A 25,593-nucleotide genomic window follows, 5' to 3' on the forward strand; every position below is an offset into this window, starting at 1 on the left:
AGGCCCGCTCTGGCCAGTGGATTACTTCGAGATCCAGCCAGACCAGCGGTCTTTGTTGGTCTCCATCCACTCTGCAACAACGCTGTCGATTTCCACGCCATCCAGATCGGCCTTGCCGACCATGGCGCTCATTTCATCATTGTTGATATTGTAGGCTTCGATGATGTCATAAGCGCCTGGCCATTTCTCTTGCAGGCCAGACCACGCGGCTTTCCAGATCGGGCCACGCGGCTTGCCGCAATCATAGGCCATATTCGGGTTCACACCAACCGATGGGTCACTGTAGCATTCCGGCGTAAATGGCGGGAATTCTACGAACTCGCCTTCATATTTCGCCGGCGCCCAATGTGGGACGTAGACCCACAAGACAATCGGATCCTGTCTTTGATACGCGGATTCCAACTCGGCAAACAGGGCCGCGTCGGTACCCGCATGGACGACTTCGAAATCCAGTTCAAGCGCTTCGACACGCTCGTCATCGAAGCCGCCCCAGGTCACCGGGCCGCCGACATAACGCCCGTTCGGAGCAGTTTCCGCCGTCGCGAATTCATCGGCGCAGTCTTTCAACGCTTCCCAGTTCGGCAATCCCGGGCACCGTTCCTTCATGTAACTGGGGTACCACCATTCTTCGATCGCCATCAGGCCGGTTTCGCCGACATTGACGACCTTGCCGGTTCCGGTTGCTTCGTCCAGCGCCTCGCGCCCGGTGGTTTCCCAGATTTCCATCGCCAGATGCAGGTCACCCGTTTTCAGACCGGCGAACTGAGCAATGTAATCCGCCTGAACATATTCAACGTTGTATCCGGCCTCTTCCAGGATCGAACCCATGATCTTGGTATTGATCAACTGCCCCGACCAGTCATGCAGCGTCAGTTTGATCGGGTCCGAGGACTCAACGGCCCAGGCAGTTGTTGCGGCTCCGGCGGCCATGAGGGCCAGCGCGGAAATTCCCATTTTACAATTCATAACACCTTCTCCCTGTCGTGATTTTTTTCGATGAATCGGTGGTATTGAGTACAGACGACCACATCGTGGGGTTTTGTGTCAATAAAAACCACGTAAAGCCACATTTTTTCCTGATCTAAGCAGGTTTCTACGGCCAACCTTTTGTCTTACGTTGCTTTATGTGGGTATTGTGGTATGGCTTAACGTCCCTTATGACGATGCCATCAGAGCGCGAAACATGAACCTGCCGACCACAAACCAACGAGAAGAAGAAATCCTGCGCGCCCTTTTTCGCGCGGGCGGGTCGTGCCGGGTAAGCATTCTGGCGAATGAACTTGGGGTCAGCCTTGAAACCATTCGGCGAAACGTCCGCAATCTGGAAGAACGCGGCATCGTGCGCAAGGTCCATGGCGGGGTTCATCTTCTCGAAGACATTCTGGAACCGTCGCTGCAAAGCCGTCTGGACAAGAAGGTTGACGCGAAAGAGAAGCTGGCGAAGGCGGTTGCCGAGGTCATCAGTGACGGGGACTCCGTTTTCCTCGATATCGGTTCAACTACCGCTTATGTGGCGCAGGCGCTTGGCAACCACAGGGATCTCTTTGTGGTGACGAACTCGGTTTTTGTGGCGCAGGCATTGGCTTCAAGAAACAACAACCGGGTCTTTATGGCAGGTGGCGAGCTGCGGTCGCACGATGGGGGCGCATTTGGCGTCGAAGCTCAGGACCTGATCAAACGTTTGAACGTCCGTTTCGCCGTACTTTCGGTCGGGGCGGTCAATGCGGACCCGGGCTTTATGCTGCACGACTTGCAAGAAGCAAACCTGGCCCGCGTCGCCATTCAAAACGCACAGGTTCGCATTGTCGTGGCCGATGGCGAAAAACTGGGAAAACGCGCGCCGGTCACATTGGAACCTGCCGACAAGATCAATCTGTTCTTTACCGATGTGAACCCGCCCGAGGATATCTGCCAGATGCTGTCGGCGAATGAAATCGACCTTGTCGTCGCCGAATAAGCGCCTAACGCTTTTCGGCGATGACCCACACCGGGTGGTAAGTCAGAGGAACCCTGCCGTCAGTTCCGAACTTCTGCACGTAGTCAGCTTCGAACCGGGCCAAGGTGGACCGGGTCCATGCACCCCGAGCCCGGCCATTAACCCCTGTACTGCGCAAATGTTTCAGCACTTCTCTGGGCGTGTCAAAGTAGGATGGCCGAACGCTTTGGCCAACCGTCAGAATCTTGAACGGCCCATCTATGGCGGTTGCAAGGGTGTCAGGCAGGCATAGGCCCGGTGCACGGGCTGTCGATCCGATGTGCGCAAGCTCTTGATATTGCAATGGGCCAAACCCGGAAATGGCCAGCCACCCTCCGGGCTCAAGCGCTTCGGCAACCTGTTGCAGCAAACCGGCCGGATTCTCCATCCACTGGATCATCGAGGCCGACGCGACCAAATCCAGCTTTGCGGGCCATTCGACCAGGCGGACGTCTCCGGCAATGAAAGCCGCGTTTTCCGCATCTGCCGTCGCCCGAGCCTGCGGCGCGATATCGTTCAGGTAAAGATCGGGAAGGTCAAAGTTCTGCCGCAGCAACCGGGTCAGATGGCCAGTGCCGCATCCCAGCTCGAACGCCACATCAAACCGGTTCGGCGCGCCAACCCGGCGCATCTCGGAAACCAGCTTGCGGGCAACCCACGCCTGCTGGCTGGCTGTGTCGTTGTAAGTCTGGAAGCTTCGGCTGAAGCTTCGCTGCACCTTGTCCGCCAATTGCGCCGTCATGACAGCCACTCCGCCCAGCTTTGGCCCGGTTGGAAAGGTACATGCGGAGCGGCGACGCCTTTGACCACATCCGGGGTTGCAGCCCAGGCCGTCTTTTGAGCATTGGTCGGAATAATCCGGTCCCGCTCTGATATCCAAACCCGATCAAAACCGGGATCAGGGGCCGAGCCGCGTTCGATGACCGCGTGAAGCTCCTTTCTTGCCCGCTCGATGTCCAGTTCAGGTATGTCAGCAGACAGTCCGGCGCGTCGGCAAAACTTGATGAAGCTTGCCGATGACAGCTGATCCGCCGTGGCCCGGACAATATCAGGCGCGATGCCCCGGTCCGCGCAGGCAGGATGCAACGTACCGCTGACGGCAACCAGCCGGTCAGGGCGAAAATGAGTGCTGGCCAGCCAATGGGCCGCGGACGCGACACCGAAGGAAAACGCAAGCATGTCGACGTGGTCAAACCCGGCCAGATCGGGCAGGGGATCATCGAGCCCGGTATAGTCATCCACCAGCAGAACAGATCCGCCTCCGGTCAGCCCGCGGAACGGAGCAGCACCCAGCGCCCAACCCCCGAAGACCAGTGTCAGCCTGCTGTCATCCGATTGCGCCAGCCACCGGTGTTTCATTGCTGCCCCCCGGCCAAAGCGACCATCGCGCTGGTGATCCGGCTGAGTTCATCAGGCGAAACAATGTAAGGCGGCATACAATAGATGTTGCGCGCAAAGGGGCGCAGCCACACTCCGGTTTCAGGGGCCAGCCGGTGAGCGACAGAAGGATCAACCGTTTCCTTCATCTCGATAACGCCAATGGCGCCGAGAACCCTGACGTCTGCTACGCCCGGCAAACCGCGTGCTGGTTCCAGCTCGGTCCGCATCTGGTCTTCGATATCTGCGACCTGGCGTTGCCAGCTCCCCCCGGCAAGAAGACCAAGGCTGGCCGATCCTGCGGCACAGGCCAGAGGGTTGGCCATATAGGTCGGGCCGTGCATGAACACTCCGGCCTCACTGTTGCCAATGCCATACGCCACCTGCTTGCTGGTTACGGTAGCAGCAAACGAGATATGCCCCCCGGTCAATGCCTTGCCCAGACACATTATATCCGGGGTGATGCCCGCATGATCGGTGGCAAACAGCTTGCCGGTTCGGCCAAACCCGGTTGCGATCTCATCGAAAATGATCAGCACGTCATGGGCATCGCACATGGCGCGCGCCGCGCGCAGCCATTGGGGATGATAGAAATACATGCCCCCGGCGCCTTGAACCACGGGTTCAAGGATCAGGGCCGCGAGGTGATCACCCTTGTCGGCCAACAGTCGTTCCAGCGCCCCCAACCCGTTCAGCGCCGGGTCTTCGGGCCAGTCATCCTCCAACCGAACCTGGGGACGCGGCAGGAAGTGCTGGATCGACAAAGCGCCTCGGAACAGCCCGTGCATACCCGTGACCGGGTCACAGACGCTCATCGCTTTCCACGTGTCACCGTGATAGCCGCCCCGAATTGTAGCAAACTCGAATTTACGGCTGCGACCATGGGCCATTTGGTACTGCACCGCCATCTTCATCGACACTTCGACCGAGACAGACCCACTGTCGCAATAGAAAATGCGGTCCAGCCCCTCGGGCAACATGTCGACCATCCTGCGCCCCAGGTCTATGGCCGGACGGTGTGTCAGCCCCCCGAACATCACATGAGGCATCTTTTCCAGCTGGGACTTCATGGCGGATGTGATTTCGGGATGCTTGTGGCCGTGGATGGCGCACCACCATGACGACATGGCGTCTATCATCTTTGCGCCGTCCTCCCGATAGAGATACACGCCCTCGGCCCGGTCGATGAGATGCATCGCACCGGGATCGGCCACGTTGGTATAGGGATGCCAAAGGTGGTGGGCGTCAAACTCCAGCGGGGTCACAGAAACCTCCGTATGGTCGCCACGTCTATGGATGAAAACGCATCTGACAAGCTTTGCTGCGTCAGGTCTCCAAGATATGGCAAGCGTCCGAGATGTCGAACCTTGCTCATTTCGACGATGGTTTGCTCCACGTCAGGCTCCGGATCTCCGACAAAGGCAACGCCGACCACCTCGCACCCAGCGCTTCGAAGCGCCATAAGGGACAACGTGGTGTGGTTGATCGTTCCCAGCGCCGTTCGTGCGACCAGAACGACCGGGGCCTGCCATTGGGCGATCAGATCCAGATAGTAGGATTTGCGGTTCAGAGGCACCATCAGCCCCCCTGCCCCTTCCACAACCAGCGGCCCGTCCACGTGCGGCAGCGCAAGCCGGGACAGATCGATCTCAATGTCCATATCTTCCGCAGAAAGATGGGGTGAGGCAGGCATGTTCAGGCGATACGCCTCGGGCAACACGTCCACGCCGGACAAGGTGCAGACGGTTTCCGTGTCCGTTGCATCCTCGAGGCCCGATTGAACCGGCTTCCAGTAACTTGCGTTCAGGGCCGCCGTCAGGCCAGCCGAAAAAACTGTTTTTCCGACGCCGGTGTCGGTTCCGACAATGACCAGAGCGCTCATGCGGCCTCCGACTGATGGCTGGAGATGGTTGCGAACAGGGCCGAAATGTCCTCTGGACTGACATTCCCGGTGATCGAGACACGCAGACGGGATGTGCCTTTTGGAACGGTAGGCGGGCGAATGCCGCGAATGTCGAACCCCTGATGTTGCAAAGCCTGTGCCATCGCCATCGTGCGGGCCTCATCCCCAAGAACGACGGGAATGATCTGGCTGTTCAAGGCCGTGTCAGGCAACCCTGTTTCACGGGCCGCATCATGTGCATGACGCAGACGTTTGCATGCAGCAGTGACCAAATCGTCAGTCCCGGCCAGTTCACGCAGGACAGCCCGTACCAGCGCAGCATTCAAAGGCGACGGCGCCGTTGCAAAGATAAAGGGTCGTGCGCGGTTGATCAGGGTATCGATCATCGCACGCGGGCCACAGATCAGCCCGCCGGAAACTCCAAGTCCCTTGCCGCAGGTATGCAGGGTCAAAAGGTCAACGTTCAGATCATGCGCCAGACCTTTGCCATTTGCCCCGAAAACGCCCGTGGCGTGCGCCTCATCCACGATCAGAACGGCTTCGGCTTCACGCGCCAGACATGACAGGTCCTTTAGCGGGGCAAGATCGCCTTCCATGGAATAGACGCTTTCAACAGCAATCCACACCTGACCCGGCCCACCAGCGGATCGCCATTCGGTCAAAACGTTGCGCGCATCCGCGGCGTCGTTGTGACGAAAGGCACGCAGATCCGCTCGGCTGGTACGCATCCCCTCGTGGGCGCTGGCGTGAACCAGTTCATCATACAAAACCAGATCCCCGGCCGCTGGCAGCGTGGAAAAGATTGCCTGATTTGCCTGAAACCCTCCACCCATGAACAATGCGGCCTCGGCCCCAAAGAACGCAGCTGCTTCATGTTCCAGCGCCTCATGCTCCGGGTGATTTCCCCGCAGCAGACGCGAGCCGCCCGAGCCTACGGGCACGCCGCGCGCCAGCGCTGCCTGTGCCGCCTCTTGCAACAGGCTTGACCCGGCCAACCCCAAATAGTCGTTGGACGCAAAATCCAGCCCCCGCGCCGGGATCAGAGCCCGACGGCGGTGCCGGGCTTCCAGTGCATCGAGCATGGATTCCAGTCGTTCGACTGCTTTCATTCGGCGGCTTCCGTGCGGTTGTGTTCTGCAGCCGTTTCGGCCTGAAGGCCAAGTTTCGCAAACAGGATCGAGTCGGTGTCTTCTTCGGGGTTTTCCGCCGTCAAAAGAGTTTCACCGACAAAGATGGAATTTGCCCCGGCGAAGAAGCACATCGCCTGCATCTCGTCGCTCATGTCACTGCGACCGGCGGACAACCGAACATAGGCTTTGGGCATCAGAATGCGAGCGGTCGCGATGATCCGCACAAAGTCGATCGGATCGACCGGTTCGGCATCAGCCAGCGGGGTATCCGCTTGTGGCATCAACATGTTGATCGGCACCGAATCCGGCGGCGGGGTCATGTTGGCCAAAGTCAGCAACATGTCGATACGGTCACCGGTATGTTCACCCATCCCCAGAATACCACCCGAGCAGACCTTGATTCCGGCTTCCTGCACCCGGTTCATCGTGTCGATCCGGTCCGAGAAAGTACGGGTGGTGATCACTTCGGAATAGTAGCGTTCGGACGTGTCGATATTGTGGTTGTAATAATCCAACCCGGCATCGCGCAGCTGAACCACCTGGGTGTCATCCAGCATTCCCAGCGTCATGCAGGTTTCCATGCCCATCGCCTTGACGCCTTCCACCATGGCGACCAGCGCAGGCATATCGCGCGGCTTTGGCTCGCGCCAGGCGGCCCCCATGCAGAACCGGGTCGCGCCACCGTCACGGGCCTTTTTGGCCTCGGCCAGGACACGCTGAACCTCGATCAGTTTCGATGCAGGCAGGGTGGATCCGTTGCGGGCCGATTGCGAGCAATAGGCGCAATCCTCGGCGCACCCGCCGGTTTTGATCGACAGCAGTTTAGAGGTCTGGATCTTGTTCGGATCAAAGTTCTCGCGGTGCACAGTCTGTGCCCGGAACAGAAGGTCCATCAACGGGAGGTCATGAACAGCTTGCGCAGACTTTCGGGTCCAGCCGGAATGAGGGATGATCATTTTATCTATAAAACTTCCTGCAGCTTGCGTTGCCGTGGATTTATTATCGATAAAATCTGAAGGCGCAACCGTGTTGGCGCAAACGATCCCAAATCAAGCGGAAATGCCGCGCTTTTCAGAAATCAAGGCCCAGATCAACGGTTCGGGCGGAATGCGTCAGCGCCCCGGACGAGATGTAGTCGACCCCGGTCGCCGCAATCGATGCGACGCGGTCCAACGTCACATTACCGCTGGCTTCGGTCTTCATCCGCCCGTCCACCATGGCAACCGCTTCGCGCAGCATCTCGTTGTCCATATTATCCAGCAATACGACGGACGCGCCGCCAATCCTGAGGACTTCGGCCAGCTGGTCCAGTCGATCGACTTCGATCTCGACGGCCATCATGTGGCTGGCTTGCGCTTTGGCGGCCTCAAGAACCTGACGCACACCCCCGGCGGCGGCAATGTGGTTGTCCTTGATCAGGATCGCGTCGGACAACGAATAGCGATGATTGAAACCGCCACCATGCAGCACGGCCTGTTTTTCCACGATGCGTAGTCCGGGCGTGGTTTTGCGGGTACAGGTCATGCGGGCATTCGTGCCCTTTGTCTGCTGGACAAAGGTGGCAGTTTTTGTGGCAATACCGGTCAGGCGACCGGCAAAATTCAGCGCGACCCGCTCACCCGACAGGATCGAGGCCGCGGACCCTTTGATGGTCATCAGCGTGTCGCCGCGCCGACAGGACTGGCCATCCTTGACAAGCACCTCAACTTCAAGCGTCGGGTCGACCAGCCGGAACGCTATCGTCGCCACCTGCATGCCCGAAACAACGGCGTCCTCGCGCGCATTCAGCCGGGCTGTATATATCGTGCTCGGCGCGATCACGGCGCGGGTGGTCACATCACCGTAAGCTCCCAGATCCTCCATCAGCGCCGCGCGGATGACGGGTTCGAGGATCAGATCGGGCAGGGTCGCAAAACTCATGGTATTTCCTTGCAGGCTTCGGCGCGAATGTGCAGCGCGTCGCTAAGATACATCCGGGATCGCTTGCCGGGGCCGTCGGCAGTTTCCGGAAAGTCGGATCGCTCATGCGCGCCGCGGCTTTCTTCGCGCTGCAATGCCGCCGCGGCGATCAGGGTTGCTGTGGCACACATGTTTCTGAAGGACGGGCATGTGCCATGCTGCTCTTCGAGCGTGGCAATCCTGTGCAATGCCCGGCATAACCCGGCGCGGTCCCGAACCACTCCAACATCGCGCGACATGGTCCTGCGCAATACACTGACTGCATCGGACGTATCAGGGATGTCAGCTTGGTCAAATCGAAGGACCACAGGTTCCAACGCGGATATGTCCGGCATCGAACGCGCAATGTCCTCGGCACAGATGCGTGCAAACACCAACGCTTCGAGCAAACCGTTCGAGGCCAGCCGGTTGGCGCCGTGAAGGCCGGTCGAGGACGCCTCGCCGCACACCCACAACCGATCCAGCGTCGCGCGGCCATCAGTGCCTGTGGCAATCCCGCCCATGTGGTAATGCGCTGCCGGAGCGACCGGGATCGCATCCCGGACCGGATCGATTCCGTTGCGCGCGCAATATGCGGCAACCGCCGGGAAAAGTTCGTTGATTTGCGCGCCCAAAGCCTTGCGGGTATCCAGCATCGGGCGGTTGCCGGCCTGCACCTCGGCAAATATCGCGCGGGCCACAACGTCGCGCGGGGCAAGCTCGGCATCAGGATGAACGGCCTGCATGAACCGCTCGCCACGCTTGTTTATCAGAATTGCCCCTTCTCCGCGCAGGGCCTCGGTCGCCAATGGGGCCGGGTCTTCACCTACGTCCATGGCGGTGGGGTGGAACTGCACAAATTCGGCGTCGGCGATCAGTGCCCCCGCCCGTGCGGCCATTCCGATGACCTGCCCGCGGATGCGGGCCGGATTGGTCGTCAGGGCATAAAGCCCGCCAGAACCGCCACCCGCCAACAATACGGCAGGTGCACGAAGCGTCACAGGCGCGGATCCGCTTTCCGTGGCGTCCTGCAAAACAACGCCCACCACGCGCCCTTCCGTCACTTCCAACGCAATGGCAAGAACCCCTTCCAACACCTGCACCGAAGGGGTTTCGCGCACTCGTTCGATCAGGGCGGCCATGATTTCACTGCCGGCCTGATCCCCCTTTACCCGCACCACGCGCGCAAAACTGTGCGCGGCTTCTCGGGACAGGACATATCCGCCACCCTCGGTGCGATCAAACGGTGTGCCCAAAGTGGTCAGGTCCAGAATATAGTCCCGTGCCTCTCGCGTCACCAAATCCGCAACGTCAGGCTCGACGGTTCCAGCCCCGGCATTGACGGTGTCAACGGCGTGGCTTTCCGGGCTGTCGGCCAGGTCCATCGCCGCCGCCACGCCCCCCTGCGCCCATGCCGAACTTGCGCCTTCGCCCAGCGGGTCAGGAGAGATGATCACCACCGGTCGCGGTGCCAGTTTCAGCGCAGCATAAAGCGCGCCAATCCCGGCCCCGACAATAATGACGCGATCCGTGGTGATGTCGGTCATTGCCGATCAGATGCCGAGCTTGCGGGACAGATCAATCATCGCCTGAACGGATTTGCGAGCCTTCTCTGCCACGTCTTCGGCGACCTCGACCTGGCCTTCCATCGTGTGCAGGGCATAGAGGATCTTCTCAAGCGTGATCTTTTTCATGTACGGGCACATGTTGCACGGCCCTACGAAATCGACCTCGGGCAGTTCATCGGCGATGTTCGACGCCATGGAACATTCGGTGATCAGCATCGCCTTTTCGGGTTTCTCATCATGCACATATTTGATGATACCGCTTGTTGAACCAGAATAATCCGCCTCGGCCACCACATCCGGCGGACATTCCGGGTGCGCAATCAGGCGCGTACCGGGGTTCCATTCGCGGAAGTCGCGCAGGTCCTGTGCGGTGTATTGTTCATGCACGATGCAGGAACCGGGCCAGAACACCACGTTCTTGTGGCTTTCATTGGCCACGTTTTGAGCCAGATACTGATCCGGCGTCATGATGACCGTGTCGCTCTCCATCGCATTCACGATCTGCAAGGCGTTCGACGAGGTGCAGCAGATGTCCGAGGCCGCTTTGACCTCGGCAGTGGTGTTCACGTAAGACACAACCGGCGCGCCGGGGTATTTGGCCCGCATTTCGTCGATTCCTTCAGCAGTAATCGATTCTGCCAAAGAACAACCCGCATCCATGTCGGGCATCAGAACCGTTTTTTCGGGGCTCAGAATTTTCGATGTCTCGGCCATGAAATGAACCCCGGCCTGAACGATCACATCCTCTTCCACTTCGCTGGCCTTGATCGCCAGTTGCAGGCTGTCACCCACGAAATCGGACACACCATGATAGATTTCGGGCGTCATGTAATTGTGCCCAAGGATCACGGCGTTACGCTCTTTCTTGAGCGCGTTGATCGCCCGCACATAAGGCGCATAGATCGCCCAATCCGGCGGGCTGATCACACGATCCATACGGGCAAACGTGTCTTTCATCTCATTGGCCAATGTGGCCGATGGGGCAAGGTCATAGACGTCCGAAAGAACAGTGCGGACTTGTGCAATATCGAGCAACGGGCGAGCCACCTTTGTCAGTTGTCGTTAGCCTGGCGGGCTGCTTAACGGCTTAGCCCTAGCGGAAACATCCCCGGTTCGAAACCGGAAAATGAGACGTTAGCGCTAAGCCATGCAGACAAATTCAAAGATGAATGGCAAATCAGCCCAGAATCCCCGGCAGACGCAGCCCGTGTTCACGTGCGCAGGCCTTGGCATCCTCGTAACCCGCATCTGCGTGACGCCAGACGCCCGAAGCCGGATCATTCCACAGAACCCGTTCGAGACGTCTGGCCGCTGCATCTGTTCCGTCGGCACAAATCACGACACCCGCATGTTGGCTGAAACCCATGCCAACGCCGCCTCCGTGGTGCAGCGAGACCCATGTCGCGCCCGAAGCGGTATTGACCAGCGCGTTCAGCAGCGGCCAATCCGACACGGCATCCGAGCCGTCCTTCATGGCTTCGGTTTCGCGGTTCGGCGACGCGACCGAACCGCTGTCGAGGTGGTCACGACCGATGACGACCGGTGCCTTCAATTCTCCATTCCTAACCATCTCGTTGAATGCCAGCCCGGCCTTGTGGCGGTCGCCCAGTCCGATCCAGCAGATCCGCGCGGGAAGGCCCTGAAACGCGATGCGCTCCTGTGCCATGTCGAGCCAGTTGTGCAGATGCGTGTTGTCGGGGAAAAGTTCCTTCATCTTGGCGTCGGTTTTGTAGATATCCTCGGGATCACCCGACAGCGCGCACCAGCGGAACGGGCCGATGCCACGGCAGAACAACGGGCGGATATAGGCGGGCACGAAACCGGGGAAGGCAAAGGCGTTTTCCAAGCCTTCGTCCTGCGCCACCTGCCGGATGTTGTTGCCATAGTCTAAGGTCGGCACACCCGCGTTCCAGAAATCGACCATGGCGGCCACGTGTTGTTTCATCGACGCTCGGGCTGCCTTTTCCACGGCCTTGGGGTCGCTTTCCCTCTTGTCTTTCCACTGCGCCATGCTCCAGCCCAGCGGCAGGTAGCCGTTGACCGGATCATGGGCGCTGGTCTGATCGGTCACGATATCGGGGCGCATGCCGCCCGCCTGCATCCGCCGGTAGATTTCGGGGAAAACCTCGGCGGCATTGCCCAGCAAACCGACCGATTTCGCCTCGCCCGCCCGGGTCCAGCGGTCGATCATTTCGAGCGCTTCGTCCAGCGTCTCGGCTTTTTCGTCGAGGTACTTGGTGCGCAGGCGGAAATCGATGCTGTCAGGATTACACTCGACAGCCAGGCAACACGCCCCTGCAAAGACCGCTGCCAGAGGTTGCGCGCCACCCATGCCGCCCAGACCGCCAGTCAGAATCCACTTGCCGGTCAGGTCCCCGTCATAGTGTTGGCGTCCCGCCTCGGCGAAGGTTTCGTAGGTGCCCTGAACGATGCCTTGCGTCCCGATATAGATCCACGAACCGGCCGTCATCTGGCCGTACATCATCAAGCCCTTCTTATCGAGCTCGTTGAAGTGATCCCAGTTGGCCCAATGCGGCACGAGGTTTGAGTTCGCGATCAGCACCCGAGGTGCATCGGCATGTGTCCGAACGATGGCGACCGGTTTGCCGGATTGCACCACCAGCGTTTCATCTTCCTCCAGATCCTTGAGGCTGGCAACGATGGTATCAAAATCTTTCCACGTCCGTGCGGCACGGCCGATGCCACCGTAGACAACCAGCTCATGCGGGTTCTCGGCCACATCAGGGTGCAGATTGTTCATCAGCATCCGCATCGGCGCTTCGGTCATCCAGCTTTTGGCGTTCAGTTCGGGCCCTGTCGGGGGATAGATGTCACGAGTGTTTTTACGAGGGTCGGTCATCGGGCAAGCTCCAATGCAGTGTCGTGGATAGCGTCAAGGATATCTTTGAGCCAACGGCGCAGGCGGTCGGCTTTGTCGGTATCAAAAGTCCAGGGCGGCGCTTCGGCGCTCAGGTAAGCCGACTGAGCCAGCTCCATCTGGATCGCGTGCACCCCTTCCGAGGGGCGCCCATAGTGGCGCGTTGTCCATCCGCCCTTGAACCGCCCATTCAGAACAGCCGTATAGGGCGAGGACGCCGCGAATTCATGTGTTATGGCTTCGATTTCCGGTGCACAGGTCGCCCCATTGTTCGTGCCGATGTTCAAATCGGGCAAAGTACCTTCGAACAGAAAAGGAATATGGCTGCGGATCGAGTGGCAATCATACAGCACCGCAAACCCATGGGCCGCCTTCACGCGTTCCAGCTCGGCCTTCAGGGCGGCATGATACGGCGCATGGAAAGCTTCCCGTCGTTCGAGGATATCCTTTCCGGAAGGCGGGATGTCCCAGATGCCCTGGCCGTCGAAATCCGTCAGCGGCACAAGGGTTGTCGTGTTCTGACCGGGATAAAGCGACACGCCCGACGGGTCCCGGTTGGCGTCAATCACATATCGGTGGAAGGTCGCCCGAACCGTGGTCGCACCGGGCAGAAGTCCTTCATACAAGGTGTGAATATGCCAATCCGTATCCGTCAATGCCCTGCCCCGCGCATTCAACTTGGCCTCGATCGTGGCGGGCACATAAGTGCCGGTATGCGGCAGACCCAGCACAATGGGGCTTTCACCACGTGTAATTTCGACCGGGCCGCTCATGCGCCAAGTTCCGGCATGGCGATGCCCGTGCCACGGGCAATCTCGCCACTGGCAATCAGGGCCGAGGCTGCTTCGATCTCGGTCGCCATATAGCGATCATCTCCCAAGGCTGGCACCTCGGCACGCAGCCGTGCCATCACGGCCTGCAACGTTTCGCTCGTGGGCAGCGGCGCACGGAATTCGACACCTTGTGTGGCACAGAGCAGCTCGACCCCCAGAATACGTTCCAGATTGGCAACCATCTGCCCCAACCGCCGCGCGCCATGAGCCGCCATCGAAACGTGATCTTCCTGATTGGCCGATGTGGGCGTCGAGTCCGTCACGCACGGATTGGCCAGATGCTTGTTTTCGCTCATCAGTGCGGCGGTCGTCACCTCAGCGATCATATAGCCCGAATTCAGGCCCGGATTGGGCGTCAGAAACGGCGGCAGATCAAAGCTGAGCGCAGGGTCGACGATCAACGCAATGCGGCGTTGCGCAATTGCCCCGATCTCGGCCACGGCAAGCGCAATCATGTCTGCAGCAAACCCAACCGGTTCGGCATGAAAATTCCCGCCCGAAACGATCAGGCCGGTTTCCGATAGAACCAGAGGATTGTCCGTCGCCGCGTTGGCCTCGATTTCCAGCGTTGTCGCGGCCTGCCTCAGCACATCCATCGCGGCGCCCACCACCTGAGGCTGACAGCGGATGCAATACGGATCCTGAACGCGGGTATCGCCATCCCGATGGCTTTCACGAATGACCGACCCGGCCAGTAGCGCTCGCATGGTCACGCCGGCCTCGATCTGCCCGCGATGCCCGCGCAGCGTGTGGATTTCCGGTTGCAACGGGGCGGTCGATCCCATGATCGCATCCGTCGTCAGCGCCGAGGTAACCAGCGCGCTTTGCGCCGCCTGCCATGCGCCAAACAGGCCGGCCAGTGCAAAGGCCGTCGAAAACTGGGTGCCATTGATCAACGCCAGCCCTTCTTTGGGGCCCAATTCGATGGGTTGCAGACCCGCTTTGGACAGCGCAACGGCACCGGGCATCACATCGCCACCGAATTCGGCCTCACCAGCGCCCATCATGACGGCAGCCATGTGGGACAAGGGCGCAAGATCGCCCGAAGCCCCGACCGAACCCTGCGCCGGGATCACCGGGGTCACACCCTTGGACAACATCCCTTCCAGCAGGGTGATCACCTCTGGCCGAACCCCCGAGGCCCCGCGACCAAGGCTCAGCAATTTCAGAACCATCATCAACCTTGCGTGGTTGCGCGGGATCGCAGGGCCCACACCGCAGCAATGGCTGAGGATCAGGTTGCGCTGCAAGGTTGCTGTGTCCTCGGCCGCGATTTTGACGCTGGCCAGTTTCCCGAACCCTGTGTTCACGCCATATACGGCGGCCTCTCCCGCCGCCGCATCGGCGATGCGCTTGTGCGCTTCTTCGACGGCCGGGCGGCAAGCGGGATCCAGTTGAACAGCGCGCTCTTCGCGAAAGACCTGTTCCAGCTGCGACAGGGTAACGGTGCCCGGGGTAAGGGTGAGCGTCGTCAAAATACACCTCCGAATATGCGAGTATGAAGAGGGTTGAAGCCGATGCGATAGGCCAGTTCCGCAGGGTGTTCGACATTCCAAACCGCCAGATCGGCGCGATGCCCGACTGAGATCTGACCGCGGTCAGCCAACCCGAGAGCGCGGGCTGCGTGGGTCGTTACGCCCTTAAGGGCCTCCTCTGGCGTCATGCGAAACAGGGTGCAGCCCATGTTCATCGCAAGCAGCAACGAGGTCATCGGCGCTGAACCGGGGTTGCAATCCGTGGCAAGCGCCATGGGCACACCGTGCTGGCGCAACAGGTCAATCGGTGGCGCCTGTGTTTCGCGCAGTGTGTAGAACGCACCCGGCAAAATGACGCCTACGGTTCCGGCCCGCGCCATGGCCTGAACACCTGCTTCGTCAAGATATTCTATATGATCTGCCGACAGCGCGCCGTATCCGGCAGCCAGTTTTGCACCGCCCAAATTCGACAATTGCTCGGCGTGGATCTTGATCGGCAGGCCAAGCTCTGTCGCGACATCAAAAAGCGGGATCAACTCTTCGGGTTGAAAGGCGATGCCTTCGCAGAAGGCATCGACCGCATCGACCAATCCCTCGGCATGAGCGGCGCGAAGCGTGGGAATGCAGACCTGATGAATGTAGTCCGACACCCTGCCCTCATAGTCCCGAGGCACCGCATGCGCCCCCAGAAAGCTGGTCAGAACGCGGACGGGACGATGATCCGGCAACGCCCGAGCCGCGCGCAACATGTTCAATTCAGTCTTGTCATCCAACCCGTAACCGGACTTCACTTCGATGACCGATACTCCTTGGGCCAGCATCGCATCAACTCGCGGCAATGCTTGTGCGACCAGTTCCTCCACGCCGGCCGCGCGCGTGGCCTTTACGGTCGAGATGATTCCACCCCCGGCGCGGGCAACCTCTTCATAGCTCGCGCCTTTCAGGCGCATTTCGAATTCTGCGGCGCGATGGCCACCGTGAACCACATGAGTGTGGCAATCGATCAACGCAGGCGTAACCAGGCGTCCACCGAGTCGAGTCCGTGGCTGGTCGGCGAATCTTGAAGGAAGGTCAGCGACAGCTCCGATCCATGCGATTTGTCCGTCCTGAAACGCGATCGCTGCATTCGGAACCAAACCGTATGGCGCGCCGCCTTCGGTCATCGTTGCAGCGTCAAGATCCGTCAAAACCCGCGTTTGCGTCTGCATGTGACTCGCAACCTCCGTGCATTTCCTTCTTTTCTAGTACATTTCTATCATTTATATGTCTATTCATAAAATGAGGTGAAAAATGGCTGTCTTTGCTAATCGCGCATTATTGAGCACCGGTTGGGCTTCGAACCTGCGGGTAGAAGTCAAGGAAGGTCTGATAGCGTCGCTGCAACAGGGCGCGACGGCGCAAGATGGCGATACATGCGTCGACACTTTGCTGCCTGCGCTGGCCAATCTGCACGGCCACGCGTTCCAGCGCGCGATGGCGGGGATGACCGAATACCGCATGGCAGGACGCGACAGTTTCTGGACATGGCGGGAACTGATGTATCGTTTCACCGCGCACCTGACGCCCGATCAGGTGCAGGCGATCGCCGCACTGGTCTATATGGAGATGCAGGAAGCAGGTTACGCCTCGGTTGGTGAATTCCATTATCTGCATCACCAGCCAGACGGCACACCCTATGCCAATCTTGCAGAGCTGTCTCAGCGGATCATGGCTGCTGCGGCCGAGACGGGAATAGGGCTGACGCATCTGCCCGTACTTTATTCCTATGCGGGGGTCGGCGAGCAGCCGTTGGAAGCGGGTCAACAACGATTTGGCAATGACGTGGACCGCTATCTGGCGTTGGTCGAGCAAGCACAAGCGGCACTGGGCGATCTGCCGGATGACTGTCAGATAGGCATTGCCCCGCATTCCTTGCGCGCGACGTCACCGCAAGATCTTGCCGGGGTTCTGGACGCAAAAAAGACGGGACCTGTCCACATTCACATAGCGGAACAACCGATGGAGGTTGCGCAGGTTCACGAGGGTCTGGGCGCCCGCCCGGTGGAATGGCTGCTGAACAATGCGCCGGTAAACCAACGCTGGTGCCTCATCCACGCCACACATATGACGGAAAAGGAAACCCGCGATATGGCGGCAACCGGCGCGGTCGCGGGGCTTTGCCCGATCACCGAGGCCAATTTGGGGGATGGCCCCTTCAATGGCGCCGTCTTTCTTGAAGCCGGTGGTCGTTTCGGAGTTGGGTCGGATTCAAACATTTTGATTTCGACGACAGAGGAACTGCGTACGCTGGAGTATTCCCAACGCCTGCGAGACCTGTCGCGGAATGTTCTGGTCGAAGGGGACGTTTCGGTTGGACAAACACTGTATTGCAATGCGGCTTTGGGTGGCGCGCAAGCCCTGGGGCGCGCGGCGGGTCAGATCGCAGAAGGGATGCTGGCGGATCTTGTTGCCATTGACAGTCAGGACCCTGCGCTTTGCGCCCTGCGTCCTGAACAGTTGCTCGACGGGTTGGTCTTTGCCGCGAAGGATCACGTAGTGACCGATCTGTGGTCGGCTGGCCGCCATCAGGTACGCCGGGGCCGTCATATTGCACGGGATCGGATCGTATCTGACTATCGGCGGGCCATGGCTGATCTCATGCCGAGGCTTTGAGCTTGCTGCCGCCTTTACGGGCTGACAAAAATGGCCTCATAATACCAATATGTTTGTACGTAATTGGATGAACACCACGTGACCGATCAAAAACATCTAGGTTTCCAGGACATTCGGGACGAAGTCGTGAACCGCATTCAAACCCGAGTCTGGCCGCAGGGCAGTCTGTTGCCCACCGAGATGGAACTGGCAGCCGAATTCGGCGTTGCACGGGCGACGGTCAATCGGGCGCTGCGGGAACTTGCCGAACAAGGCATTGTCACCCGCAAACGCAAGGGTGGCACGCGTGTTGTGACCACGCCGGTAAAGCAGGCGAAGCTGCCAATCACTGTCGTTCGGCAGACCATCGAAGAAATGAATGCCGAATACCGCTATGCCTTGGTCAGCCGAACACTGATCGACTGCCCCGCGTGGTTGCAGGCAAAGCTGAGCATTCCCGAAGGTGCGCAGGTCATCCATCTGCAATGCATGCACCACGCCGACAACCGTCCGTTTCAGTTCGAGGAACGCTGGATCAACGTCAGCACCGTGCCTCAGGTTCTCGACGAAGATTTCCTGACCACCGGGCCGAATGAATGGCTGCTGTCCGAGGTGCCGTTTTCAAACGCTGAAATTGCCTTCTCGGCGGTCCCGGCAACAGGGCATTTGCAGGAGTTCCTAGCCGTACCGCCCGGCACTCCGTTGTTTCAGCTGGAACGCACGACCTGGTTTCGCAGCGATCCCGTTACATTCGTGCGCATGACTTTCCATCAGGGATACCAGATGCGCACCACGTATTGAGGCCAACGCGCTGAACAGGTTTTGATGGTGGTGAAAAACCTTACTGTTTCGAACACACCTTCCTTACTGCCGTCATAGCCCCTTTGACCCTTCCGAAAGATGATTTTTCGATCCTAAAGCCAGTCTATCCGGTCCTGTCCCGGGGTTTTGCGCGGAGGCAGTGCGGGTAAGGTTAACCAGCGGCCTGCCGCGAAAGCAGGTTGCAACAGATTTTGGTATTGGCTTCTCGACGCTGAGCCGTTTGATCCAGCAGGATCGGCGCAATCCTGAGAAGCCGTCCGCCCAGTCTGATCTCGAGCGCGAGGTCGCGGAACTGCGGAAAAAGAACCGCATGCTTAAGATGGAGAGGAGCTAAAAATTGCCACCAAGTTCTTTGCGGAGTAAAGCAAATGAGGTTTGCTTTCACCGCCAAGACCTCCGACATCCTCCCTGTCGAGCGGCTGTGCCAGATCATGGATGTCAGTCCAAGAAGGTATCGCGTTTACCGCAATCGTCCGCTCAGCCAGAACCAGCAACTGCTATGATAACGCCGCCCGGCTCTGGAAAGAATGCTATACATGAGCCTGCCGGGCAATGGTCGAAACCTTCTTCAAGACGATCAAAGCTGAGCTGTTGTGGCAGCAATCCTGGAAAACGTGTAGAGACACCGAGATCGCAATCTTCGAATGTTTCAACGGCTTCCACAATCGACGACGCAGGCACTCGGCCCTCGGCTGGAAAGCCCTTTGGCCTTCGATGCAAAGGCTGCGATAGCAAGCAATCGGAGCGGCACGAAAGCGTGACGGGTCCATCCCAATGATCCGGGCTTTCGTGAAACAGCTTTTTCGCATTCATTTGCGCCTTCCCAAGCCAAACAAGCTCTACGTCAGAACGAGGGACGTTTCCGGGGCGGGTCAGTTTGTCCCCTTTCGCGCAGGCCGATGTGCCCGAGGCCCCAGGTGTTATCTTTGATATCTCGGCTAACGCATTGGAAAGTGAACATACTTGCGGGATCTTTCAAAAGCCCGGGTCAAACTGAACGATCAGCAATCCGACGAAGCGGCGGATTTGAAGTTGGACCCCGGCAGGCCCGCAGACCTGTTCGTCAACACAGGCGAACGCGCGGTGATTGCTTATCCGGCACAGCCTGTCAGCGACAGTCTGACCGGAACTTTCATCGAGTAAACGGTTTTACAAGACTTACAGCTTTAAACTGTTGTGTATCGAGTGTTTTGGTGAGTGAGCGGTGGTCTGCGCCCCTGTTCCGGGCGCGGGCCATCACTTTTGTGGGTCAGACCCCGTAACGGGCAAGAAACATGTCGACAGCCTGAGCAGCAACCTGATCTATTTCTTCCTGGGTGAAGGTGTTCTGAATGCCAAAAGCCGCCCGGGTCCAGATCCGCACTTTGCACAGTTCGGAAAACTGCTCGGCAGCGATATGTACATCATCAATGGCCAATTCGCCCTTGGCCACGGCTTTTTCCAGATACTCGGCCATCTGTCGCTGGCCATTTTGTGGCCCCGCCTCATAGAACGCGCGACCCAGTTCGGGGAACCTGTCGCGTTCGGCAACGCAGATCCTGAAAACCTGTTGCGCGAAATCTGACACAAGAAATCTGGTCAGCTGTGTCGCCGTGATCTGAAGCACTTCGCGGGCCGGCTTGGTTTCGTCGATCATCGAGAGGACCCGCTCGGCCATCAGGCAGCATTCTGTTTGGGCGACTTCCATGAACAAAAGGCGCTTATCAGGGAAGTAACTGTAGAGCGTTGCTTTTGACACACCGGCTGCGCGAGCGATGTCATCCACACTTGCCCCTTCAAACCCATCCGCCATGAAAACCTCTCGAGCCCCGCGCAGAACCTGATCGAATTTCCGGCCGGTGCGCAGGATGGTGGCAGTCTGGGTCATGTCGTCTCCTCGATCGATAACTGCGCCAGTTTATAAACCGTTCGGTTTAGATACAACGATTCTCGAATATTTCAGCGAAGCTGACGATGCATTTGCTTTGATGTCGGGTACTTGCAGCGCGTTCAAACCGTGCTAGGACTTGGCCCATGGTCGAAATCTTTCTGCGCACCCTTCCGTTTTTCGCGATCATCGGCCTGGGCTTTTGGGCGGGGCGCACGCGGTTCTTCACGGCTGAAGCCACGGCCTATCTGACCAAGTTCGTCTTTTACTTTGCGCTTTCAGCGATGCTGTTTCGCTTTGCAGCCACCCTTCCCTTTGCCGAGATTTTCAATGCCCGGCTCATCCTTGGATATCTGCTGGGCACTGTGACCGTATACGTTCTGGCATCGGCCATCGCCTGGCTGCGCGGGCTCGACATCCCGACCGCCGCGGTCGAAGCTCAGTGCGCGGCCATCGGCAATGTCGGGTTCCTGGGGCTGCCCATGCTTGCTCTTTTGTTCTCTGAGGCTGCGATTGGGCCCGTGATGCTGGTCCTAACCGTCGATCTGGTGGTGTTTTCATCCCTGATCGTGATCCTGATCAATGGCGGCCGTGACGGTAAATTGACCCCGACCACCTTCAAGCTGATCGGAATGGGTTTGGTCCGGAATCCCATGATCGTATCCATCTCGGCCGGTCTCATCTGGTCCTCGCTGAAAATACCTGTTCCTGAACCTCTTGGCGATTTTCTGACCATTCTCGGCGGTGCCGCAACTCCCGGAGCATTGTTCGCCATTGGCGCATCATTGGCAGGCAAGTCGGCTGAACGTGTCCAGATCGCGGCTTGGTTGAGTTTCTGCAAATTGGTGATCCATCCGGCCTGCGTCGCGGTCGCACTGCTATGGCTGATACCGATTGAAACTTTTCCGGCAACTGTAGCCATCTCTGCCGCGGCTTTACCTGTTGCGGGCAATGTTTACATGCTGGCTGCGCATTACGGCATTGCCCCGCATCGCGCGTCGGCGGCAATCCTTCTATCCACGATCGTCAGTATTCTCACCGTGCCGATGGTGATCGCCTGGGCGGGCACTTTCTGACCTTCACCTTTTCGAAAAATACTCTCACCGAAGGCGCATGGACTTTACGCCGGGTCCGCGGATCGTTAGCCATGTTGCGACTCGAAAATAAGGACGGTGCCTGATGGAAACACTTTCGGAAAATGCCTGTTTCGGCGGTGTGCAGGGCGTGTACCGCCACGCCTCCTCGTCGTGCAAGTGTGACATGACTTTTGGCCTGTTTCTTCCAGCCGAGGCCAAAGACGGCCCGGTCCCGGTTCTTTGGTATTTGTCGGGATTGACCTGCACCCATGAAAACGCAATGACCAAAGCCGGGGCTCAGGCGTGGGCCGCGGAACAGGGAATTGCCGTGGTGTTTCCGGATACGTCACCGCGTGGCGAAGGTGTCGCGGATCATGAGGATTACGATCTGGGTCAGGGCGCGGGATTCTATGTGAACGCGACACAGAAACCTTGGGCGCCTCATTTCCGGATGTGGAACTATGTTGCCGAAGAGCTGCCCGCCCTGCTGTTCGAAAACTTCGCCATCGACAGCGAACGTCAGGCCATTACGGGCCATTCCATGGGGGGTCACGGTGCCCTGACACTTGCCATGAACCTGCCGAGACGCTTCCGTTCGGTGTCAGCCTTTGCGCCGATCTCGAACCCGACCGGAGCGGATTGGGGCCGCAAACAGCTGAGCGCCTATCTCGGTGACAACGAAGCGCTTTGGGCAAAACACGATGCATCTTTGTTGATGAAGAAAACCGGTTTCGACGGTCCGATCCTGATCGACACCGGTGCAAACGATCAGTTCATGGATCTTCTGCGCCCCGAAGCATTGGCGCAAGCCATCGCCGAACGCCGCCAGCAAGCGACGTATCGCTTCCAGCCGGGTTACGATCATTCGTACTTCTTTGTGTCCACGTTTATGGAAGATCACGTCATCTTCCATGCCGAGGCCCTGTACGGAGACTGAGGAATGAGCAATTACGATTATGACCTGATCATCATAGGCTCAGGGCCTTCTGGGCGTTCTGCGGCAATTCAGGCGGGCAAACTGAAACGGCGCGTGCTGGTCATCGACCGCAAAGACCGTTTTGGTGGCGTCTCTGTCCATACCGGTACAATTCCGTCCAAGACCCTGCGCGAAACGGTGCTGAACCTGTCGGGCTGGCGCGAACGCAGCTTTTACGGGCGTTCCTACCGGGTAAAGGATCAGATCCGGGCAGAGGATCTGAAAGCCCGACTGCATATGACCCTCGACCACGAGGTCGACGTGTTGGAGCATCAGTTCAACCGGAACCACGTCGAAACTCTGGACGGTCTGGCCAGGTTTGTCGGACCGCACGAAGTAGAAGTCGCAACCGATGCCGGAGAAACAACGCGCGTAACGGCCGCGAAGTTCCTGATTGCGACAGGCACGAAAACCTATCGCCCGGATTATGTTCCGTTCAACGGCAAGACGGTGGTGGATGGTGACGAATTTCTGGAAATGGCAGAGATTCCGCGCTCGCTGGTTGTCATCGGTGCCGGGGTCATTGGTGTGGAATATGCCACGATGTTTTCAGCCCTGGACGTGCGCGTCACGCTGATTGAACCCCGCGACACGTTTCTGGATTTCATCGACAGCCGGTTGATCCACGACTTTACGCATCAGATCCGGGAAAACGGTGTCGACCTGCGTTTGGGCTCGGCTGTCGAGAAGATTGAAGACGCCAGCGAGCATGTGGAAGTGACCCTCGACAACGGTCGCCACGTTCGTGCTGAAATGCTTCTGTTCGCGGCCGGACGCATGGGAGCGACGTCCAAACTCAATCTGGATGCCGTCGGGCTGGAGACGGACCATCGCAACCGGATCAAGGTCGACCGCAAGACCTATCAAACGGCTGTGCCACATATCTATGCCACGGGCGATGTGATCGGACATCCGTCGCTGGCATCGACCTCTTTGCAACAGGGGCGCGTGGCTGCCTGTCACGCGCTTGAAACGCCCACGCTGCCGGAAAGCCCGTGGTATCCGTACGGCATCTATTCAGTGCCTGAAATATCAACCTGCGGAATGTCGGAAGAAGAATTGCAGGAGCGCAACATCCCCTACGAGGTCGGTGTCGCGCGATTCCGCGAGACGTCACGCGGGCATATCATGGGGCTGGAACACGGCATGTTGAAAATGCTGTTCTCGCTCAAGACCCGCAGGGTGCTGGGTGTCCAGATCGTCGGTGAAGGCGCGACTGAACTGATTCACATCGCGCAGGCCGTGCTGAACCTGAAAGGTACGGTGGACTACTTCGTTCAGAACACGTTCAACTACCCGACACTTGCCGAAGCATATAAAATCGCGGGCCTGGATGCGTTCAACCGCATGCCCATACCCGAGGAATTCAAGGTCAAAAAGAAACCAGCGGAACCGGCAAAGAAAGAGGCGAAGAAGGCGTGACGACGCTTTATGTCGATGGCGATGCCTGCCCTGTAAAAGCCGAGGCCGAACGGGTCGCGACCCGGCACAAAGTGCCGATGGCGCTGGTGTCCAATGGCGGGCTTCGACCATCGGCCAACCCGCTGGTGCAGGTCATTGTCGTTTCCGAAGGCGCCGATGAGGCCGACAAATGGATTGCCGAACGTTGTGGAGCGGGGGATGTCGTCATTACGTCCGACATTCCTTTGGCTGCAAAATGCGTCGAAGCGGGCGCACGCGTGCTGCGCCCGAACGGTGAAACCTTCACGGCGGCGAATATTGGTCAGCAACTGGCCATGCGTGATTTGATGGCCGATCTGCGCGCAGCCAATCCGCTGGGAACCGGCGGCGGTGGGCGACCCTTCGGCAAGGCCGACCGCTCGCGGTTTCTGGACGCCCTGGAACGGGAAATACGTGCCGCCAGAAAGGGATGATCATTCCTTTCGCCAGATCAAATACTGACCCGAATTCCGAAACGCCCGTTTACAAGTACCTCATTAGAACGCACCCTGTGCTTGAATTCCGATCAGGCTTTTCGAATACGGAGACTGCGTTATGAAAGTACAAGGCACCCATTATCGGTCTATTTGGTGGGACAAACCGGCAGGCGAGGTCCGGATCATCGACCAAAGGTGGTTGCCGCATGATTTTCGGGTCGTAACCCTGAAAACGCTTGATGAATTTGCAGCTGCGATACGGGATATGTGGGTCAGGGGCGCACCTTTGATTGGCGCGACCGCTGCGTTTGGAATTGCCGAGCAGATGTCTCGGGACAGCTCCGAAGCCTCCTTTGACGCCGCGTATGACGTTTTGCATGCAACCCGACCCACGGCAATCAACCTGCGCTGGGCATTGGACAGATGCCGAGAAGCGCTGATGCCGCTTGCTCCGGGTGATCGTGCCGAGCGCGCCTGGTCGCTGGCGCAGGAGATTGCAGACGAAGATGTCGAGATCAACGCCGCAATCGGCCGCCACGGGTTGGAACTGATCAAGGATATCGCCGCCCGAAAACCCGCCGGTGAGCCGGTACGGTTGTTGACTCATTGCAACGCGGGATGGCTGGCGACTGTGGATTGGGGCACGGCCACAAGCCCGATGTATCACGCGCATGACGCGGGCATCCCCCTGCACGTCTGGGTGGATGAAACCAGACCGCGCAACCAGGGCGCGCTGACATCCTGGGAATTGGGCGAACATGGCATTCCCCACCGTTACATCGTGGACAATGCCGGCGGTCATTTGATGCAGCACGGCCTGGTTGATTTGGTGATTACGGGCACGGACCGAACCACGGCCCAAGGTGATGTTTGCAACAAGATCGGGACTTATCTGAAAGCTTTGGCTGCGCGGGACAACGGTGTGCCATTTTATGTCGCCCTGCCCTCACCCACGATTGACTGGACCGTTCGCGACGGTGTGGCTGAAATCCCGATCGAGGAACGTGATGCCAGGGAAGTCACTCATGTCATGGGGGTTGATGAGCAGGGGAGTATCTCGGATGTACGCGTGGCGCCGGATGGCACGGAAGGTGGCAATCCTGCCTTTGATGTCACCCCAAACCGGCTGGTGACGGGGCTTATCACCGAGCGCGGAGTCAGCGAGGCTTCTGCCGACGGGCTTGCCCGGTTGTTTCCCGAACGGGCTGGTTAACACTTTGTTTAGCACAGTCCTGAATTGTGCAATCGCCCACGCGGATCATGCACC

General features: G+C 58.8%; 25 protein-coding genes and 1 pseudogene. 10 read left to right on the plus strand and 16 right to left on the minus strand.

Annotation, left to right across the window (positions count from 1 at the left end; genetic code table 11):
• Positions 1-21: 21 nt before the first annotated feature.
• On the minus strand, positions 22-966 hold the full coding sequence (locus ACR0DJ_RS10895; protein WP_425079646.1) for an ABC transporter substrate-binding protein: 945 nt from the start codon (positions 964-966) through the stop codon (positions 22-24).
• A 217-nt stretch (positions 967-1,183) separates the two neighbouring features.
• Between ACR0DJ_RS10895 and ACR0DJ_RS10900 the strand changes: the two genes are divergently transcribed.
• Positions 1,184-1,957 carry a DeoR/GlpR family DNA-binding transcription regulator gene (locus tag ACR0DJ_RS10900; RefSeq protein WP_170345317.1) on the plus strand — a complete coding sequence of 258 codons (774 nt, stop codon included), beginning with the start codon at positions 1,184-1,186 and terminating at the stop codon, positions 1,955-1,957.
• A 4-nt stretch (positions 1,958-1,961) separates the two neighbouring features.
• On the opposite strand, the gene ACR0DJ_RS10905 is transcribed toward ACR0DJ_RS10900, so the two are convergent.
• The 13 genes from ACR0DJ_RS10905 to hutI all read right to left on the minus strand — a co-directional run bounded on the left by ACR0DJ_RS10905 (position 1,962) and on the right by hutI (position 16,285).
• Positions 1,962-2,717 (minus strand): methyltransferase domain-containing protein, encoded by a 756-nt coding sequence (locus ACR0DJ_RS10905; RefSeq protein ID WP_170345316.1) that lies wholly within the window; start codon positions 2,715-2,717, stop codon positions 1,962-1,964.
• Complete coding sequence (locus ACR0DJ_RS10910) at positions 2,714-3,334, minus strand: pimeloyl-ACP methyl esterase BioG family protein (RefSeq protein ID WP_425079648.1); 621 nt, start codon at positions 3,332-3,334, stop codon at positions 2,714-2,716. Before ACR0DJ_RS10910 ends, ACR0DJ_RS10905 begins: the two co-directional genes overlap by 4 nt.
• The gene (bioA, locus tag ACR0DJ_RS10915; protein ID WP_480684938.1) at positions 3,331-4,617 is read right to left on the minus strand and encodes an adenosylmethionine--8-amino-7-oxononanoate transaminase; all 1,287 of its coding nucleotides are present in this window, start codon (positions 4,615-4,617) and stop codon (positions 3,331-3,333) included. The genes ACR0DJ_RS10910 and bioA overlap by 4 nt, the downstream gene beginning before the upstream one ends.
• Positions 4,614-5,234, minus strand: coding sequence for a dethiobiotin synthase (gene bioD, locus ACR0DJ_RS10920; RefSeq protein ID WP_480684939.1), 621 nt, complete (start codon positions 5,232-5,234; stop codon positions 4,614-4,616). Before bioD ends, bioA begins: the two co-directional genes overlap by 4 nt.
• Positions 5,231-6,364: an 8-amino-7-oxononanoate synthase gene (locus ACR0DJ_RS10925; RefSeq protein ID WP_480684940.1), complete on the minus strand. Its 1,134-nt coding sequence runs from the start codon at positions 6,362-6,364 to the stop codon at positions 5,231-5,233. The genes bioD and ACR0DJ_RS10925 overlap by 4 nt, the downstream gene beginning before the upstream one ends.
• Positions 6,361-7,341 carry a biotin synthase BioB gene (bioB, locus tag ACR0DJ_RS10930; protein ID WP_480684941.1) on the minus strand — a complete coding sequence of 327 codons (981 nt, stop codon included), beginning with the start codon at positions 7,339-7,341 and terminating at the stop codon, positions 6,361-6,363. The genes ACR0DJ_RS10925 and bioB overlap by 4 nt, the downstream gene beginning before the upstream one ends.
• A 115-nt stretch (positions 7,342-7,456) precedes the next feature.
• Positions 7,457-8,305, minus strand: a complete 849-nt coding sequence (gene nadC / locus ACR0DJ_RS10935; RefSeq protein WP_480684942.1) for a carboxylating nicotinate-nucleotide diphosphorylase — start codon at positions 8,303-8,305, stop codon at positions 7,457-7,459.
• Positions 8,302-9,870, minus strand: coding sequence for an L-aspartate oxidase (locus ACR0DJ_RS10940; RefSeq protein ID WP_480684943.1), 1,569 nt, complete (start codon positions 9,868-9,870; stop codon positions 8,302-8,304). Before ACR0DJ_RS10940 ends, nadC begins: the two co-directional genes overlap by 4 nt.
• Positions 9,871-9,876: 6 nt before the next feature.
• Positions 9,877-10,926, minus strand: coding sequence for a quinolinate synthase NadA (gene nadA, locus ACR0DJ_RS10945; RefSeq protein ID WP_425079654.1), 1,050 nt, complete (start codon positions 10,924-10,926; stop codon positions 9,877-9,879).
• Between the two features lie 142 nt (positions 10,927-11,068).
• On the minus strand, positions 11,069-12,751 hold the full coding sequence (gene hutU / locus ACR0DJ_RS10950) for a urocanate hydratase (RefSeq protein WP_425079655.1): 1,683 nt from the start codon (positions 12,749-12,751) through the stop codon (positions 11,069-11,071).
• Positions 12,748-13,542 (minus strand): N-formylglutamate deformylase, encoded by a 795-nt coding sequence (gene hutG / locus ACR0DJ_RS10955; protein ID WP_425079656.1) that lies wholly within the window; start codon positions 13,540-13,542, stop codon positions 12,748-12,750. Before hutG ends, hutU begins: the two co-directional genes overlap by 4 nt.
• Positions 13,539-15,077 (minus strand): histidine ammonia-lyase, encoded by a 1,539-nt coding sequence (gene hutH, locus ACR0DJ_RS10960; RefSeq protein ID WP_425079657.1) that lies wholly within the window; start codon positions 15,075-15,077, stop codon positions 13,539-13,541. The genes hutG and hutH overlap by 4 nt, the downstream gene beginning before the upstream one ends.
• Positions 15,074-16,285, minus strand: coding sequence for an imidazolonepropionase (gene hutI, locus ACR0DJ_RS10965; RefSeq protein WP_480684944.1), 1,212 nt, complete (start codon positions 16,283-16,285; stop codon positions 15,074-15,076). The genes hutH and hutI overlap by 4 nt, the downstream gene beginning before the upstream one ends.
• An 82-nt stretch (positions 16,286-16,367) precedes the next feature.
• On the opposite strand from hutI, the gene ACR0DJ_RS10970 reads away from it, so the two are divergent.
• Both ACR0DJ_RS10970 and ACR0DJ_RS10975 read left to right on the plus strand, forming a co-directional pair.
• Positions 16,368-17,729 carry a formimidoylglutamate deiminase gene (locus ACR0DJ_RS10970; protein ID WP_425079659.1) on the plus strand — a complete coding sequence of 454 codons (1,362 nt, stop codon included), beginning with the start codon at positions 16,368-16,370 and terminating at the stop codon, positions 17,727-17,729.
• A 78-nt stretch (positions 17,730-17,807) separates the two neighbouring features.
• Positions 17,808-18,509 (plus strand): GntR family transcriptional regulator, encoded by a 702-nt coding sequence (locus ACR0DJ_RS10975; protein WP_425079660.1) that lies wholly within the window; start codon positions 17,808-17,810, stop codon positions 18,507-18,509.
• A 172-nt stretch (positions 18,510-18,681) separates the two neighbouring features.
• On the opposite strand, the gene ACR0DJ_RS10980 is transcribed toward ACR0DJ_RS10975, so the two are convergent.
• Complete coding sequence (locus ACR0DJ_RS10980) at positions 18,682-18,963, minus strand: hypothetical protein (protein ID WP_480684946.1); 282 nt, start codon at positions 18,961-18,963, stop codon at positions 18,682-18,684.
• Between the two features lie 116 nt (positions 18,964-19,079).
• On the opposite strand from ACR0DJ_RS10980, the pseudogene ACR0DJ_RS10985 reads away from it, so the two are divergent.
• Both ACR0DJ_RS10985 and ACR0DJ_RS10990 read left to right on the plus strand, forming a co-directional pair.
• Positions 19,080-19,291 (plus strand): annotated as a pseudogene (locus ACR0DJ_RS10985) (hypothetical protein); the annotation flags it as partial.
• Between the two features lie 202 nt (positions 19,292-19,493).
• The gene (locus ACR0DJ_RS10990) at positions 19,494-19,673 is read left to right on the plus strand and encodes a hypothetical protein (RefSeq protein ID WP_425079661.1); all 180 of its coding nucleotides are present in this window, start codon (positions 19,494-19,496) and stop codon (positions 19,671-19,673) included.
• A gap of 106 nt (positions 19,674-19,779) precedes the next feature.
• Here ACR0DJ_RS10990 and ACR0DJ_RS10995 read toward each other — a convergent pair whose 3' ends face one another.
• A complete protein-coding gene (locus tag ACR0DJ_RS10995; protein ID WP_425079662.1) occupies positions 19,780-20,397 on the minus strand; it encodes a TetR/AcrR family transcriptional regulator in 618 nt (205 codons plus the stop codon).
• 146 nt (positions 20,398-20,543) lie between these two features.
• On the opposite strand from ACR0DJ_RS10995, the gene ACR0DJ_RS11000 reads away from it, so the two are divergent.
• The 5 genes from ACR0DJ_RS11000 (at position 20,544) to mtnA (ending at position 25,539) form a co-directional block, all read left to right on the plus strand.
• Positions 20,544-21,473: an AEC family transporter gene (locus ACR0DJ_RS11000; protein WP_170345299.1), complete on the plus strand. Its 930-nt coding sequence runs from the start codon at positions 20,544-20,546 to the stop codon at positions 21,471-21,473.
• A 103-nt stretch (positions 21,474-21,576) separates the two neighbouring features.
• Positions 21,577-22,410: an S-formylglutathione hydrolase gene (fghA, locus tag ACR0DJ_RS11005; protein WP_480684947.1), complete on the plus strand. Its 834-nt coding sequence runs from the start codon at positions 21,577-21,579 to the stop codon at positions 22,408-22,410.
• 3 nt (positions 22,411-22,413) lie between these two features.
• Positions 22,414-23,871, plus strand: coding sequence for a Si-specific NAD(P)(+) transhydrogenase (gene sthA / locus ACR0DJ_RS11010; RefSeq protein ID WP_425079664.1), 1,458 nt, complete (start codon positions 22,414-22,416; stop codon positions 23,869-23,871).
• Positions 23,868-24,323, plus strand: a complete 456-nt coding sequence (locus ACR0DJ_RS11015) for a YaiI/YqxD family protein (protein ID WP_425079665.1) — start codon at positions 23,868-23,870, stop codon at positions 24,321-24,323. Before sthA ends, ACR0DJ_RS11015 begins: the two co-directional genes overlap by 4 nt.
• 121 nt (positions 24,324-24,444) lie before the next feature.
• Positions 24,445-25,539, plus strand: coding sequence for an S-methyl-5-thioribose-1-phosphate isomerase (gene mtnA / locus ACR0DJ_RS11020; protein WP_480684948.1), 1,095 nt, complete (start codon positions 24,445-24,447; stop codon positions 25,537-25,539).
• The last annotated feature ends 54 nt before the right edge of the window (positions 25,540-25,593 follow it).

The organism is Ruegeria sp. BF10 (genome assembly GCF_056538725.1).

What these genes read in the sequence shown, in the direction of transcription:
- bioB (WP_480684941.1), bottom strand. Translation starts at nt 7,341, where the DNA reads ATGATCATCCCTCATTCCGGCTGGACCCGAAAGTCTGCGCAAGCTGTT.
- ACR0DJ_RS10895 (WP_425079646.1), bottom strand. Translation starts at nt 966, where the DNA reads ATGAATTGTAAAATGGGAATTTCCGCGCTGGCCCTCATGGCCGCCGGA.
- hutU (WP_425079655.1), bottom strand. Translation starts at nt 12,751, where the DNA reads ATGACCGACCCTCGTAAAAACACTCGTGACATCTATCCCCCGACAGGG.
- ACR0DJ_RS10995 (WP_425079662.1), bottom strand. Translation starts at nt 20,397, where the DNA reads ATGACCCAGACTGCCACCATCCTGCGCACCGGCCGGAAATTCGATCAG.
- ACR0DJ_RS10910 (WP_425079648.1), bottom strand. Translation starts at nt 3,334, where the DNA reads ATGAAACACCGGTGGCTGGCGCAATCGGATGACAGCAGGCTGACACTG.
- ACR0DJ_RS10900 (WP_170345317.1), top strand. Translation starts at nt 1,184, where the DNA reads ATGAACCTGCCGACCACAAACCAACGAGAAGAAGAAATCCTGCGCGCC.
- ACR0DJ_RS10925 (WP_480684940.1), bottom strand. Translation starts at nt 6,364, where the DNA reads ATGAAAGCAGTCGAACGACTGGAATCCATGCTCGATGCACTGGAAGCC.
- hutG (WP_425079656.1), bottom strand. Translation starts at nt 13,542, where the DNA reads ATGAGCGGCCCGGTCGAAATTACACGTGGTGAAAGCCCCATTGTGCTG.
- ACR0DJ_RS11000 (WP_170345299.1), top strand. Translation starts at nt 20,544, where the DNA reads ATGGTCGAAATCTTTCTGCGCACCCTTCCGTTTTTCGCGATCATCGGC.
- nadC (WP_480684942.1), bottom strand. Translation starts at nt 8,305, where the DNA reads ATGAGTTTTGCGACCCTGCCCGATCTGATCCTCGAACCCGTCATCCGC.
- ACR0DJ_RS10905 (WP_170345316.1), bottom strand. Translation starts at nt 2,717, where the DNA reads ATGACGGCGCAATTGGCGGACAAGGTGCAGCGAAGCTTCAGCCGAAGC.
- fghA (WP_480684947.1), top strand. Translation starts at nt 21,577, where the DNA reads ATGGAAACACTTTCGGAAAATGCCTGTTTCGGCGGTGTGCAGGGCGTG.
- sthA (WP_425079664.1), top strand. Translation starts at nt 22,414, where the DNA reads ATGAGCAATTACGATTATGACCTGATCATCATAGGCTCAGGGCCTTCT.
- hutI (WP_480684944.1), bottom strand. Translation starts at nt 16,285, where the DNA reads ATGCAGACGCAAACGCGGGTTTTGACGGATCTTGACGCTGCAACGATG.
- ACR0DJ_RS10970 (WP_425079659.1), top strand. Translation starts at nt 16,368, where the DNA reads ATGGCTGTCTTTGCTAATCGCGCATTATTGAGCACCGGTTGGGCTTCG.
- ACR0DJ_RS10940 (WP_480684943.1), bottom strand. Translation starts at nt 9,870, where the DNA reads ATGACCGACATCACCACGGATCGCGTCATTATTGTCGGGGCCGGGATT.
- ACR0DJ_RS10980 (WP_480684946.1), bottom strand. Translation starts at nt 18,963, where the DNA reads ATGATCTGGCACAGCCGCTCGACAGGGAGGATGTCGGAGGTCTTGGCG.
- mtnA (WP_480684948.1), top strand. Translation starts at nt 24,445, where the DNA reads ATGAAAGTACAAGGCACCCATTATCGGTCTATTTGGTGGGACAAACCG.
- bioD (WP_480684939.1), bottom strand. Translation starts at nt 5,234, where the DNA reads ATGAGCGCTCTGGTCATTGTCGGAACCGACACCGGCGTCGGAAAAACA.